This window comes from Streptomyces sp. NPDC001903, assembly GCF_042891345.1.
Classification (GTDB): domain Bacteria; phylum Actinomycetota; class Actinomycetes; order Streptomycetales; family Streptomycetaceae; genus Streptomyces.
This window is the reverse complement of the sequence record NZ_JBIASZ010000011.1, coordinates 202,758-215,982: the sequence shown is the minus strand read 5'-3', so window position 1 is coordinate 215,982 and position 13,225 is coordinate 202,758. Positions and strand designations below refer to the sequence as shown.

At 75.7% G+C, this 13,225-nt stretch carries 13 protein-coding genes; 11 read left to right on the top strand and 2 right to left on the bottom strand.

Features of this window, described 5'->3' with window-relative positions; translation table 11 throughout:
- Positions 1–4: 4 nt before the first annotated feature.
- Together ACFYZS_RS24640 and ACFYZS_RS24635 are read right to left on the bottom strand one after the other, a co-directional pair.
- A complete protein-coding gene (locus ACFYZS_RS24640) occupies positions 5–331 on the bottom strand; it encodes a darcynin family protein (protein ID WP_389016465.1) in 327 nt (108 codons plus the stop codon).
- A gap of 28 nt (positions 332–359) precedes the next feature.
- Positions 360–1,274, bottom strand: a complete 915-nt coding sequence (locus ACFYZS_RS24635) for an NAD(P)H-binding protein (RefSeq protein ID WP_389016390.1) — start codon at positions 1,272–1,274, stop codon at positions 360–362.
- A gap of 112 nt (positions 1,275–1,386) precedes the next feature.
- Here ACFYZS_RS24635 and ACFYZS_RS24630 point away from each other — a divergent pair, with 112 nt between their 5' ends.
- The 11 genes from ACFYZS_RS24630 to ACFYZS_RS24580 all read left to right on the top strand — a co-directional run bounded on the left by ACFYZS_RS24630 (position 1,387) and on the right by ACFYZS_RS24580 (position 13,215).
- On the top strand, positions 1,387–2,334 hold the full coding sequence (locus ACFYZS_RS24630) for a LysR family transcriptional regulator (protein WP_389016387.1): 948 nt from the start codon (positions 1,387–1,389) through the stop codon (positions 2,332–2,334).
- Between the two features lie 146 nt (positions 2,335–2,480).
- Entirely contained in the window at positions 2,481–2,654 is a 174-nt protein-coding gene (locus ACFYZS_RS24625) for a hypothetical protein (RefSeq protein ID WP_159044106.1), read from the top strand.
- 101 nt (positions 2,655–2,755) lie between these two features.
- Positions 2,756–3,619, top strand: a complete 864-nt coding sequence (locus ACFYZS_RS24620) for a JmjC domain-containing protein (protein WP_389016383.1) — start codon at positions 2,756–2,758, stop codon at positions 3,617–3,619.
- The gene (locus tag ACFYZS_RS24615) at positions 3,619–4,551 is read left to right on the top strand and encodes a JmjC domain-containing protein (protein WP_389016380.1); all 933 of its coding nucleotides are present in this window, start codon (positions 3,619–3,621) and stop codon (positions 4,549–4,551) included. The genes ACFYZS_RS24620 and ACFYZS_RS24615 overlap by 1 nt, the downstream gene beginning before the upstream one ends.
- Positions 4,548–5,744, top strand: coding sequence for a YcaO-like family protein (locus ACFYZS_RS24610; RefSeq protein ID WP_389016377.1), 1,197 nt, complete (start codon positions 4,548–4,550; stop codon positions 5,742–5,744). The genes ACFYZS_RS24615 and ACFYZS_RS24610 overlap by 4 nt, the downstream gene beginning before the upstream one ends.
- A gap of 56 nt (positions 5,745–5,800) precedes the next feature.
- Entirely contained in the window at positions 5,801–7,078 is a 1,278-nt protein-coding gene (locus tag ACFYZS_RS24605) for a TfuA-like protein (protein WP_389016374.1), read from the top strand.
- The gene (locus ACFYZS_RS24600; protein ID WP_389016372.1) at positions 7,075–9,099 is read left to right on the top strand and encodes an alpha/beta hydrolase family protein; all 2,025 of its coding nucleotides are present in this window, start codon (positions 7,075–7,077) and stop codon (positions 9,097–9,099) included. Before ACFYZS_RS24605 ends, ACFYZS_RS24600 begins: the two co-directional genes overlap by 4 nt.
- The gene (locus ACFYZS_RS24595) at positions 9,086–10,000 is read left to right on the top strand and encodes an aminoglycoside N(3)-acetyltransferase (RefSeq protein WP_389016370.1); all 915 of its coding nucleotides are present in this window, start codon (positions 9,086–9,088) and stop codon (positions 9,998–10,000) included. Before ACFYZS_RS24600 ends, ACFYZS_RS24595 begins: the two co-directional genes overlap by 14 nt.
- 364 nt (positions 10,001–10,364) lie before the next feature.
- A complete protein-coding gene (locus tag ACFYZS_RS24590; protein ID WP_389016367.1) occupies positions 10,365–10,526 on the top strand; it encodes a GNAT family N-acetyltransferase in 162 nt (53 codons plus the stop codon).
- Complete coding sequence (locus ACFYZS_RS24585) at positions 10,523–11,854, top strand: M16 family metallopeptidase (RefSeq protein ID WP_389016365.1); 1,332 nt, start codon at positions 10,523–10,525, stop codon at positions 11,852–11,854. The genes ACFYZS_RS24590 and ACFYZS_RS24585 overlap by 4 nt, the downstream gene beginning before the upstream one ends.
- Positions 11,851–13,215, top strand: coding sequence for a M16 family metallopeptidase (locus ACFYZS_RS24580; protein WP_389016363.1), 1,365 nt, complete (start codon positions 11,851–11,853; stop codon positions 13,213–13,215). The genes ACFYZS_RS24585 and ACFYZS_RS24580 overlap by 4 nt, the downstream gene beginning before the upstream one ends.
- Positions 13,216–13,225: the final 10 nt, after the last annotated feature.

The window sequence follows — 13,225 nt, the reverse complement described above, 5'->3', positions numbered from 1 at the left end:
CGTGTCAGGCCGTGATGGTGGCGACGGCCTGAAGGCCGTAGGTGCGGGCGTAGCCGTTCTCGGTGCCGACGAGGAGGTCGACGACCGTGAAGTAGCGGTCCCAGAAGGGGGTTTCGCGCAGTGCGTCGATGAGGAGCTGGTAGGCCTCGTGGTCGTCGGCTTCCCAGACCCAGACGTCGGTGACACGGGTGGAGTAGAACTCCGTGTCGTAGAAGCGCGAGCGGACCCCGGTGGTCCTGGCCTCGATCGCGGGGACGACCCGGGTCACGAAGGCGTCCATCCGCTCCCGGGGGGTCATGGCGAGCCACTCGGGGGTGGTCTTGATGAGCATGAACGCCGTGACCGGCGGTGTGGTCCTCTCAACGGGCACGGCGGGTGCCTTCCGAGAGGACCGCGGGACCCAGGGTCCGGGCGCACCAGTCGCGGAAGCCGGTGGGGGAACCGGTCGCCGGGGTACGGGCGACGCCCGCGTCGAGGCCCTCGTTCTTGGCCCTCTTCATGTCGACGACGCCCCGGGCGAACGCCTCGTCGAGGCGGTGGCCGAGGAGCTCCCGGTACAGCTCGTCGAGCGGCTGCCGCGCGTAGCGGACGGGGCGGCCCAGCTGCTCCGTCATGATCCGGGCCAGGTCCTCGGGGGAGAGGTCCTCGGGCCCGAGGACGGGGACGCTGCCGCTGCCGGACCACGTGCGGTGCAGCAGCAGGTCGGCGGCGACGGCCGCGATGTCGGCGACGGCGACGCGGGGGGCCTTGAGGCCGGCGTCGACGGCGTCGGTGAAGACGCCCTTCTCCCGGATCGTCTCCGCGTCCTCGAGCAGGTTCTCGAAGAAGGACGGGCAGGCCAGGGCCCGGTAGGCCACGCCGGTGCCGGCGATCAGGTCGTCCATGGCGAGGGAAGCGGTGACGAGTCCGGCGCGATCGGCGACCGGGGTGCCGCGGCCGAGCGCGGAGACGCCGACGACGTGGCCGACGCCGTGGGCCACGAGGGCCTTCGCGGCGGGCCGGGTGAAGCCGCGGTAGGCGTCCTCGGGGGTCAGGGACCCGTCCGGGGGGACGAGCCAGAAGACGGCGTCGGCGCCCTCGAAGGCGCGGTCGACGACCTCGGCGTCGCCGTGCGAGCCGGTGACCACCTCGACGCGGTCGCGCACCGCGCCGGGCAGCCGGGCGGGGTCCCGTACGACCACGCGCAGTCGCTCGTCGCGGGCGGGGGCGGACGCCAGGAGCAGGGACAGCAGGTGGCTGCCGATGTTCCCGGTGGGAGCGGTGATGACGATCATGGAAACCTCATGGGGCGTGCGGATCGGGACGACCCCCATGCTGGGGAGGGCAAGAGCATTGCCACAATGGGAACTTGAGCATGGAATCATTGCCTGGAATGGAACAACGCCCATGAGCAGCAGCGCAGAGCCGGTCATCGACGCCAATCTCGCCGTCGCGCTGGACGCTTTGCTGACCGAGCAGAGCGTCACGCGCGCCGCCGCCCGCCTGCACACCTCGCCGGCCGCCATGAGCCGCACGCTCGCCCGGCTGCGGCGCATCCTCCAGGACCCCCTGCTGGTCCGGGCCGGCCAGAGCATGGTCCCCACGCCCCGCGCCCAGGCCCTGCGCGAGGAGACGGCCGCGGTGGTGCGCCGCCTGGGGGCGCTGCTGGCTCCCGGCGCCGGCGTTGATCCCGCCGTCCTGCGCAGCACCTTCACCCTCCAGGCGGCCGACCTGGTCGGGGCGGCGCTGGCCCCGGGGATGCTGCGGCTGGCCCGGCAGGAGGCGCCGGGGATCGCGTTGCGGTTCCGGGCCGAGGAGCTGGAAGCCGGATCGGCACTGCGCGACGGGCGGATCGACCTGGAGATCGGATCCATCGACCACGTGGACCCCGAGACCCGGGTCGAGGAACTGGTCACCCTCCGGATGGCGGCGGCCGTCCGGCCCGGCCACCCCCTCGCCGAAGGGACCCTGACGCCGGAGCGGCTCGCCGCCGCCGATCACGTGGTGGTCAGCCGCCGCGGCCGGTTCACCGGTCCCCTGGACGCCGCTCTGGCCGAGCGCGGCCTCGGCCGGCGGGTCGCCGTCGTCCTCCCCGGCCACATGGCCGCGATGGCCCTCGCCGCCCGCAGCGACATCGTCTGCCTCGTGCCCACCGCGCCCCCCGGCGGCGTCCCCTCCCCCCTCACCGACGCCGCCACCGCCATGGGCCTGCGCCTCCTCGACATCCCCCTGCCGCTGCCGCCGCTGACCATCGGCATGGCGTGGCACCCCCGTCACGCCGCCGACGGGGGCCACCGCTGGCTGCGCGACGCCGTCCGCCGGACCCTTCACGCACCCGGCGGCCCGGCGCTCTGACGTCACCGCGCCGGTGTCTCCCGGGCGGCGGCGGCCCGAGCCGCCCCGCCCTTACTCCAGCAGCGCCTAAGGGTCCGTCAAGTTCACATGAACATGCTGTGAACAGCCGCCACTGATCCGCAGTGGCGCACCAAGGAGGTACTCCCATGGCCCTGCGTGACGTCCTCAACAACCTGAACGACACCGAGCTCGTCGCCAACCCGACCGAGGCCCGCCTCGCCGGCGAGGGTGTCATCGACCCGGCCAAGGCCGCGGTCCTCAGCAACGACGAGGCGTACGACGCCCCGATGATGGTCCTCAGCCAGATCAACGAGGCCTGATCCCTCGGCAGGCAGCAGATGAGAAGGCCGCCCGGGAGCCTCCCGCTCCCGGGCGCCTCTGGTCCCGAAGGCTCCTCCCGACCGAAAGGCTGGCTCCCCGCATGACCGCAGCCGCTTCCCTGACTGCCACGCTCCGCGACAGGCTGCTGGAAGACGCCTGGGGCGTCTCGCACCGCATCCTCAAGAACGCCGTGGACGTGTCGGATCTCCTCGGCTCCGCCGACATCGAGCGCTGGCTCGACGCGAGCCTGCTGAAGTGGCCGTACTTCACGCTGCTGAAGCACGGCGAAGTTCCCCCCGTCACCTCGTACACGTCGGTGCGCGACGTCATCGGTCAGAAGCGGGAGGGTTTCCCCGACCCGGTCGCCGTCCGCCGCCACATGGAGCGCGGCGCGACCCTCAAGCTCAACCAGCTCCAGGACTGGCACCGCCAGACCCGCGACATCGCCCGCGGGCTCGAGGAGTTCCTGCCGGTCGCGGCGAACTCGTACGTGTTCTGGACCCCCGACGAATCGCGCGGCATGCTCCCGCACCGCGACGCCGCCCACGTGGTCGCGATCCAGCTCGAGGGCCGCAAGGAGTGGCACCTGTACGCCGAGCCCGACCAGGTCGGGGCCGGTGCCGGCCTGGACGTGGACGCCTCCCGCCCCACCCACGTGTTCACGATGGAGCCCGGCGACGTGCTCTACCTCCCGCACGGCTGGCCGCACGACGCGGTCGCGGTGGACGGCCCCTCGCTGCACCTGACGTTCACGCTCACCGACCCGACCCCGGAGAACCTCGTCGAAGCGTTCCTGCAGCGCTTCCTGGAGGACGAGCCGGAGCTCGTGCACCACTTCCACCAGCGCCCGCTGGACGAGCGGACGAGCGCGGTGCGCGCGGCCCTGTACGAGCAGGCCAAGACCCTGGACGGCGCGCGGTGGACGCGCACGGCGGTGGAATCGATGCGGGAGGCGATCGGCTGATGAGTGTCACGACCCACACCCCCGGGGCGGTCCCCGGCACCGGCATCGGCGCCGACGGGGTGCCCACGCTCCTGGAGCATCTGGTGGGCGACCCCGCCGTGTTCTTCCGGGACCACTGGGCGAACCAGCCCGTCGTGCTGCGCGCCCACAGCGAGCTCTCCGGCCTCATCTCCGAGCAGGAGATGTGGGACGAGGTCGAGTGCGGCCTGCTCTCGCGGCCCTACTTCACCGTGTTCAACGAGGGCGTGCGCACCGCGATCAGCGACATGTCCACCAAGCGCCGCGTGGTCGGGCACGACCTCACCGGCTACATCCGGCCCGAGCAGATCCACAAGGACTGGGAGGCCGGCGCGACCTTCAAGTTCAACCAGGCCGAGCACTGGCACCCGCGCATCCGCACCCTCGTCCAGGGCATGCAGCCGCACTTCCGCGGCGGCCTGGAGTCCTTCGTCTTCCTCAGCCCGCCCGGCAAGACCGCCATGCAGGCCCACTACGACGGCGCGCACGTCTTCGTGCTCCAGGTCTCCGGCACCAAGGACTGGGTCTTCGGCCGCATCCACCCCGGCTCGACCGGCGACTCGACCATCCACGAGGGCCCGATCGCCGACGAGGAGCGCGTGGAGGTCACCCTGCGCCCCGGCGACGTGCTGTACATGCCGCACGGCACCCCGCACTACGCGACGGCCCGCGAGGGCAACTCCATCCACATCGCGATCACCGTGGAGGAGCCGACCGCCGAGAACCTCGCCAACGTCCTGCTGGCCTCGTTCATGGCGGACCCGCGCTTCACCGCGTTCGAGGAGAACCACCACCGCCACTCCCTGGCGGAGCGCACGGAGCTGCTGCGCGTGGCCCTCCTCGCCCACCTGGCCGAGGCGGACGAGAAAGCCGTCACCCGGGCCGCCGTCACCCTGCGCAGGGAGCACCGGTGAGCCGGCTGCGGGCCTCCCGCCGTCCGCCCTGGCTGACCGGCGGAGGACCCGCAGCCGTCACCCGGGGCACCTTGCGCAGCAGTACCCCGGAGGAGACCTGGGCCCGGCTGGCCCCGCTGCTCGCCGACCGGGGCATCACGCGGGTGGCCGACCTGACCGGCCTGGACACCCTCGGCATCCCCGTCTGGACGGCGATCCGGCCCGCGGCCGCCACCCTGGTGGCGAGCGCCGGGAAGGGCATCGACCACGCGTCGGCCCGGATCTCCGCGGTGATGGAGTCGCTGGAGGTGGCCGCGTCGGAGCAGGCCCGCCCGGAGCACGCCGCGTACGGCAGCGCCCGGGAGGTGGATCCGGGCTACGGCGTCGCCGAACTGTCCCTGCACCCCGTCTCGCTGGTCGACGACCGTACGGAGCTCGACTGGGTGGCGGGCTGGGACCTGGCCGGCGGCGCCCCCGGTCTGCTGCCCGCGGCGGCCGTCGGCTTGCGCGGCTGGGCGGCCGGACAGTGGCAGCCGAGCACCTTCGTGACGACGACCAACGGCCTGGCCGGCGGCAACGACCACGTGGAGGCGGCCCTGCACGGGCTGCTGGAGCTGTGCGAGCGCGATGCGCTGGCGCGGCTCGGCGAGGCGGACGCCGTACGGGTCGACCCGGACGGCCTCGGCGACCGGCTGGGCCCGGTCGTGGAGCGGATCCGGGAGGCGGGCGGCGAGGCCGTGCTGGAGCGGATCCCGTCGCTGCCCGGAACGTACACGTACACCTGCTGGCTGACGCAGCCGGAGATGTGGCAGGTCTTCGCCGGATCGGGCTGCCACACGGACGCGGCGATCGCGGCCGAACGGGCCCTGCTGGAGGCCGTGCAGAGCCGCGGCTCGACGATCAGCGGCGGCCGCGACGACATCCCGGAATGGACGTTCCGCCTCCAGGGCGCCCCCGCCGGCCGCCCCCGCCCGGTCCCTGCCGCCACCGAGCCCCTCCCGCCATCGGGAGCCGCTCCCCGCTCCCGCCTCGACGAGGTGCTGGAGGAACTGGTCGACGCGGTCCACACCCGGACCGGCCGGCCGGTCATCGCCGTGGACCTCACCCCGCCCGGCCGCCCCTGGCCGGCCGTGGTCCAGGTCTTCGCCCCCGGCCTGGGCCTCGTACTCGAACACCCGCGCCCGCAGGAACTCACGAGCAGGAGCTTCGTGTGACAGCCCCTCCAGCCACTTCAGCCCCTTCAGCCCCTCCACCGCGCAGGATCGCCTTCGTGGGGCCGACGCTGGCCGCGGCCGAGCGGCCGGGGGGCTCCTTCACGTACCTGCCGCCGATCCGGCACGGGGACCTGTTCGCGCTGGACCCGCGGCCCGGGGACCAGGTGCTCGTCATCGACGGCGTCTACCAGCACTTCGCGCCGATCCGGCACAAGGAGATCCTCGCGGTGCTCGCCCTCGGGGTGCGCGTCGCGGGCACGGCCAGCCTGGGCGCACTGCGCGCCGCGGAGCTGGCCGGCTTCGGCATGCGCGGCCTCGGCCACGTCTACACGGCGGCCCGCTGCGGCGAGTTGGTCGCGGATGCCGATGTGGGTGTGCTGCATGCCGCCGACGGCGACGGAGGGCGCCGCCTCACGGTGGCGACGGTCGCCGTCCGGCATGCGGTCGCCGAGTTGACGGCCGCCGGGGGGCTGTCCGCAGCCGAGGGGGAGCAGATCCGCCGGGTGGCGGACTCCCTGCACTTCACGGAACGCTCCGAGCGGGCACTCCTGCACCACGCCGGCCCGGCCCGCCCCGCGATGCGGCGCCTTCTCGACCACCTGGCCGCCCACGGGGACGTGAAGACCCAGGACGCCCGCGCCGCCCTCCGCCTCCTGGAGGCGGAGTTCGCGGCGGAGACCGGCGCGGAACCGGCCGCGCAGTGGGCCGCCGGCGCCTCGGCCGGGGCCGTCTGGGGGAGTTCGTACGGGGCCGAGTGGGCCTTCGAGCGGCGGCCCGTGCGGGGCGGGTCCGCCATCGGGTCGCGGCATGCGCTCGCCTGCCTGCAGTTGTTCGAGGCCGACTTCCCCGAGCGGCACCTCGCCTACGCCCGCCGGATGGCCGCCGACGCCGTCGGCCTGCCGGGCGGCGTGGGCTCCGGGGCCCTGCTCGGCGCCGCCGGGTTCGCGCCCGCGACCCGGCCCGACGCCCGGCTGGCCCGGCCGACCGCCGCCACCGCGCACTGGTCCGCCGAGGACCGGCTGCTGGCCCGTACGTTCCGGCTCCGCCCGGGCCGGCTCGTCTACGCCGACCTGCCCCCGGAGGCACTGGCCGGCACCGGCGCCGCCGAGCTGGAGCAGTGGTGCCTGCGGCTGGCGGCCCCGGCCGGAGGGCCCCCCGTACCGCCCGTCAACTGGCACGCGCTGCTGCGCCGGCTGTGGGGGGTGCGGCGCCCCCACGAGTACCGCCTCGCCGCCCTGGAGCGCGGCTTCCGCGACGAGGCGGAGGCCGCCCGGCTCGCCGCCTCGTTCAACCCGGCGCTCGTCGCCCTGCTCACCGAGAGGGCGGCCGCATGACGACCCCCACCCCCTTCGATCCCGCCACCGCCTTCGTCGAGGCGCTCGCCGCCGAGCCCCGCCCCAAGGCCGTCGCCGCCTACGACGGCGCGGGGCAGCTGCTGCTGCGCGCGGACGCCCCGGACGGCTTCGGCTCGCTCGTGCCGACCCTCGTCGGATACCGGCGCGGCCCCGCCGGGACCTGGGCGGCCGACTGGTCGGTCACCGAGGCCGGCGAGACCATCGGCGTCCCGGGCGGCTTCCTCTACGTACGCCAACGGGCCGTCACCTTCCGCTCCTCCCACGACGGCGCCGAGCGCGTCCTGGCGCACGTGGGCGGCGAGGTGGCCGCCCTGGCCCTGCGGCCCGGCACCGCCACCGTCGCCTGTGTGATCCGTACGGCCGGCCCCCTCGGCGCCCACCCCGAGGGGCTGCTCCAGGGCTCCGACGCCGTCTGGTCGGCCGGCGCCGAGGCGAGCCTGGCGGCCGTACGGCGCCCCGAGGGCGCCTGGGAGATCCGGCTGCTGTCCGTCCCGGCCGAAGGAGACGGCCGCGAGCTGTCCGTCACGGCCGAAGGGGACGGCCGCGAGCTGTCCGTCACCGTGCCGGACGGCGCCTCCCTCACCGGCGAGGCCGCCTGGTCGGGCCCGGACACCCTGCTGCTCGGCCTCGCCCACCACCGCCCCGACGGAACCCGCCGGTTCGGCCTCCTCGCGGTCCGTGCCGAGGACGGCGGGACCGAGCGCAGCCTCCTCTTCGACGGGATCGACCTCTGCTACCCGGTGGCCGACCCGGACGGCGGCCAGGTCGCCTACCTCGGCACCACCGTCCCGACGAACGAGGCGCCGCCGGCCCAGTCCGCCTGCCTGATCGGCCCCGGCTCCTTCGGGCTGACCGTCCTGAAGGCCCCGGCCGGCACCTGGCAGCGCCCGGTCGGCTGGGACGGCCCCGGGCGGCTCGTGTGCACGGCCGAGGACGGCCCGCGGCGCCGCCTGTACGCGTACGAGGTGGCCCGCGGCAGCTGGCGCGAGGTCCCCCTCGCCGCATCGGTGGAGAGCGTGCGCCTCGGCGGCGGCCGGGCCGCCGTACTGGTCTCCGCGCCGGACACGCCCCCGGCCGTCGACGTCGTCCCCCTGGCGGGCGACGGGCCCGCCGAACGGGTGGAGGCCTGCGAACGGCCCCCGCTGCCCGGCACGTTGTCGTACCACCGGCAGGCCGTTCCCGGCGCGACCGGAGCGCTGGCGAGCTGGCTGTGCCGGCCCTCCGGACGCCCGGCGCGCGGGCTGGTGGTGTTCTTCCACGGCGGTCCGTTCAAGAGCTGGACCGAGTGGTCCTGGCGGTGGAACCCGTGGCCCTTCGTGGCCTCCGGGTACGCCGTGGCGCTGATCGAGCCCCCCATGTCGCTGGGCTACGCCTCGGCCGTCCCCGGCGGCTGGGCCAACTGGCGCTCCGGGATCGCCGCCGTGGCCGTGCGCCAGGTGCGGCAGCTGCGGGCCGAGACGGGCCTCGCCGAACTGCCGCTGGCCCTGATGGGCGGCAGCTTCGGCGGCTACCTGTCGCTGAGTACGGCGGCGGCCCTTGAGCCGCGGCTGATCGCCTCGCACGCCGCACCGCTGGACCTCGCACAGGTCGCGGAGAGCAGCGACGTCGGCTGGCAGTGGCTGCGCGAGTACGGCGACCCCGGCACGGCGGACCAGGCGCGCTACCGGGACAACAGCCTGCCGGTGCGGCCGGTGCCGGAGGGCACCCGCGTCCTGCTCTCGCACGGCATGCACGACGGGCTGGTGCCGCCGACCGAGACGCTGCGCGTGCACCGGCAGCTGTCCCGCCAGGGCGTCCGCTCCGAGGTGGCGTTCTTCCGCTCGGAGGCGCATCCGCTGAGCCGGCCGCGCAACATCCGGGCCTGGTACCGGTGGGTGCTGACGGCCTGCGCGGGCGCCCTCGCGGGCGAGGCGGGCAACGACCCGGCCGACGAGCTGACGGGTGAACTGGCTGCGCGGTTCGCCGAGCTGGCGATGGGAGGCCTCGATGACGCGGCATGAGCCCGGCTCCGACCTCCGGCGCGAGGTGGTCACCCGCAGGCAACTCGCCGACGCGATCGCCGCGTTGGGCGTCCGTCCCGGCGGCGTGGCCCTCGTGCACTCCTCGCTGCGCGCCTTCGGCTTCGTCGTGGGCGGTGCGCAGGCGGTGTACGAGGCCCTGCGCGAGGCCGTCGGACCGGACGGCACGCTCGTCATGCCCGCCTTCACCCCGCAGCTGTGCCATCCGGACACCTGGCGGGCCCCCGACCTGGTCCGGACCGATCGGGCCGCCGCGGCGGCCGCGGTGCCGGCCTTCGATCCGCTGCGCACGCCGGTCTCCCGGACCATGGGCGTGCTGCCGGAGCTGCTGCGCGCGCTGCCGGGCAGCCTGCGCTCACCGCATCCGCACGTGTCGTTCGTGGCCGAGGGGCCGCGGGCCCGCGAGATCACCCGCTCGCATCCGGACGCGTACCGGCTCTCGGCGCAGAGCCCGCTGGGCGAGCTGTGGCGACTGGACGCCACGGTCCTGATGCTGGGCACCGGCTGGGACAAGTGCACGGCGCTGCACCTGGCCGAGTACGCCGCCGCCTACCCCGGACGCCGGGCGGGGCTGTGGCCGCTGCCCGTCGCGGGCCCGGCGGGCACGCGCTGGCACGAGGTGCCCGAACTGCTCGTCTGGGAGGGCGACTTCGACCGGCTGGGTACGGCGTACGAGGCCTGCGGCGCCCCACTGGCCCGCACGCTCGTCGGCGCCGCCGTCTGCCGGGCCGTGCCGCTGCGGCCCCTGGTCGACTTCGCCGCGGGCTGGCTGCCCGGCCACCGCGACCTGCGGCGCGGGCTCGCCCCGCCCGGCTGGCGCGAGGTCGTCGACGCCGAGGGCCCGCTGCCGCTGGGACGCGTACCGCAGGAGGTGGCCGCATGACGGCGACCGGCGGAGTGTCGCTGCGCCCCGTCACGGCCGAGGACCTGGACCTGTTCGAGTCGGCCTTCGCCGGCGAAGAGGGCACGGGCCCCTACCAGTGGTTCGGTTTCACGGCCTCGCGGCTGCGCAGGCGCCACGCGGAGGACGGGCTGCTCGGCCCGGACGGCGGGATGCTGAGCGTGCTCGCGGGCCGGGACACCGTCGGGCGCGTGGAGTGGTTCAAGTCCACCTGGGGCCGGATGGACACGTCGTTCTGCTGGACGCTCGGCATCGGCCTGGTGCCCGGCGCCCGCGGCCGGGGCTTCGGCACGCAGGCGCAGCGGCAGCTGGCCCGTACCTGTTCGCGCACACGCGGGTGGAGCGGGTGCAGGCCTGGACCGACGTGCGCAACCTCGCCGAACAGCGGGCCCTGGAGAAGGCCGGCTTCACCCGCGAGGGCGTGCTGCGCGGCGCCCAGTGGCGCGGCGGCCGCTGGCACGACCAGGTGCTGTTCTCGATCCTGCGCGGCGACGAGGAGAAATCATGACGGAGCCGACCGATCCGACGGAGCCGACGGAGCTCACGGACCTGACCCTGGCCAACGGGATGCGGGTGCTGCTCCAGCCGCTGCCCGGCTGCCAGGTCGTGGCCACCTGCCTGCACGTCGGCACCGGCTTCCGCAACGAGCCGGTCGCCGGAGCGGCCCACCTCCTGGAGCACGTCCTGGTCCAGGGCTCCACGGCCGACGGCCCGCTGACCGCCGCGGTCAGCGCCATGGGCGGCACGATGAACGCCCGGACCTCCGCCGACCACACCCAGTACACCCAGATCCTGCCCGCCGACGGGCTGGAGCTCGGGCTGCGCATCGAGCGCGACCGGCTGACCGAGCCGGACCTGAGCCCGGAGCACATCCGCGGCCAGATCGCCGTCGTGCAGGCGGAGATCCGGCGCAACGTGCTCCAGCGTCCGCACGGCGGGCTGGTCCTGTTCGACCTCCCCGAGCTGCTGCACGACACCTGGGAGAACCGGCACAACGGCTACGGCGACATCGAGGCGCTCCGGTCGCTGGGCGCCGCCGAGCTGCGCACCTTCTTCGAGCGGTCCTACTCCCCGGGCAACATCCACCTCGCGGTCGTGGGCGACTTCGACCCCGACCGGGCGCGGGAGCTGGTCGAGCGGCTGCTCGGGCCGGTGCCCGCCCGGCCCACCTGGCAGCGCGAGCCGGCCGTCGAGGCCCCGCTGGCGCGGAGCCGGTACGGGCGGCGCGCGGAGCGGGTCGCGCCCGCGGGCCGTACGGTGCTGGGCTGGCGGGTGCCGGATCCGGAGACCTCGCCCGCGGACCACCTGGCGACCGTACTGCTGAGCGAGCTGCTGGAGACGGTCGGCGGCGACTGCGGCCGCCACGGCGCGGACGCGCACCCCTGGGGGGCGTTCCGGGCCCGGGTGAACCGTACGGGCAACCCCTTCGACGTGGCCCGCGCCTCGCTGTTCGCGGTGGAGTTCCCGCATCCGGCGGACACCTCCCCCGAGGCGGCCGAGGAGTGCCTGCGCTCGGTGTTCGCGCGGATCGCCGACGGCTCCCTGCCGGTGGCCGGGCCGCTGGCGACGCTGCGCCGCCGGCTGGCCATGCACCTGCACGCGGAGCTGGACTCGGTGGCGGGCCAGGCGTCCTGGCTGGGCGTCGGCGCGGCCGTGCACGGGGACCCGGGCCATCTGGCGGGGCTGCCCGCGGCGGTCGACTCCGTGTCGGCGGCCGACGTGGCCCGTCTCGCCGGGGCGTACGCGAGCGCCCCGGCCGCCCGGATCACCAGCCTCCCGGGGGCCGCGGCGCCCGTACCGGATCCGATGCCCACGACCGCTGGAGCCCCGGCATGACGACGGCCACCACCACCCCCGCCACCCCCGCCACCCCCACCACCCCCGCACCGCACTTCACCGCGCCCGCCCACCGGCAGCTGGAGCTGGACCGCGGCACCCTCGTCGCCGTCGACCGGGCCGGCACCGGGGACCTGGCCGAGGCCAGGCTGCTGCTGCCCCTGGTGCCGGGGCCCGCCGCGGCCCACGCCACCGAGGTGGACGTGGCCGCGGAGGCGCTGCGCGAGGCGCTGGAGGAGGCGGCCGGCGCGCTGGCCGTCGTACGGGCGGAGGCCCGCCCGGACCGGATCGTGGTCTCGGCGCGCTGCTTCACCGGCGACCTCGCGCAGGTGTGCGCGCGCATCGGCGCCGCCCTCGGCCCCGAAAGCCTCGAAGGCTCCGAAGGCCCCGAAGGCCCGGCCCCCGGCGCCCTGTTCGGCTCCGGGCGCGTCGACCGGGCCCGGGCCGCGGTCGCCGCCCGGCTCTCCGCGGCGGAGCGGCACCCCACGGTGGTCGCGCGCGGGGGCTTCCTCCGCGCGGTGTACGGCACGCACGCGTACGGGCACACCGCCACCGCCGCCCGGCTGCCCGGCGTGACCGGCCGGGCTCTCGCCGCCCTGCTGGCCGGGTCCCCCGCCGCGGCCCGGCGGGCGGTGGTCGTCGGGCGCGGGCCGGTCGGCGGACTCCTGGACGCGGCCCGGCCCCTGCTGCCCGCCGCGCCGCGGCTCGCCCCGCGGCCGGCCGCCGCCCCGCAGGACCGCCCGGCGGGCGGCACGGCCACGCTGGTCTCCCCCGGCGTGGCGCAGACGCTGATCCGGCTGGGCGGCCACGTGCCGGGGCGGGTCCACCCCGACTATCCGGCGCTCCAGGTGGCCGTGTTGATGCTCGGCGGGTACTTCGGCAGCCGTCTGACGGCCGTGCTGCGCGAGCGCGAGGGCCTGTCGTACGCGCCGCGCGCGGTCCTCGACCCCCTCGGCGGCTCGGCGGCGTTCACCCTGGAGGCCGACGTACGCAGCGACGGGGCCGCGCGGGCCCTCGTACTGATCGACGAGGAGCTCGAGCGGCTGGCGGCCGGGGCCTTCGCCCCCGCCGAACTGCTCGGCGCGCAGAACTTCACCGTGGGCTCGATGGCCATGGCCTGCTCCTCCCGTTCCGGGCTGGCCTCGGTGTTCGCCGGAACGCTGGTCAGCGGCCTGTCCCCGCGGTGGCTCGGCGGCTACGAGGAGCGGGTGCGCGCGCTGTCCGCCGCCGACGTGGCCCGCGCGGCCCGTACGTACCTGCTGGAGCCCGGGCTGACCGGCGTACTGGTGGCCCCCGCCCCGGCCGAGGGCCTGCCGCCCGTCCGCCCGGCCCCCGGACCCGCCCCCCTTCCTCTGCCCTGACGCGTTCGAC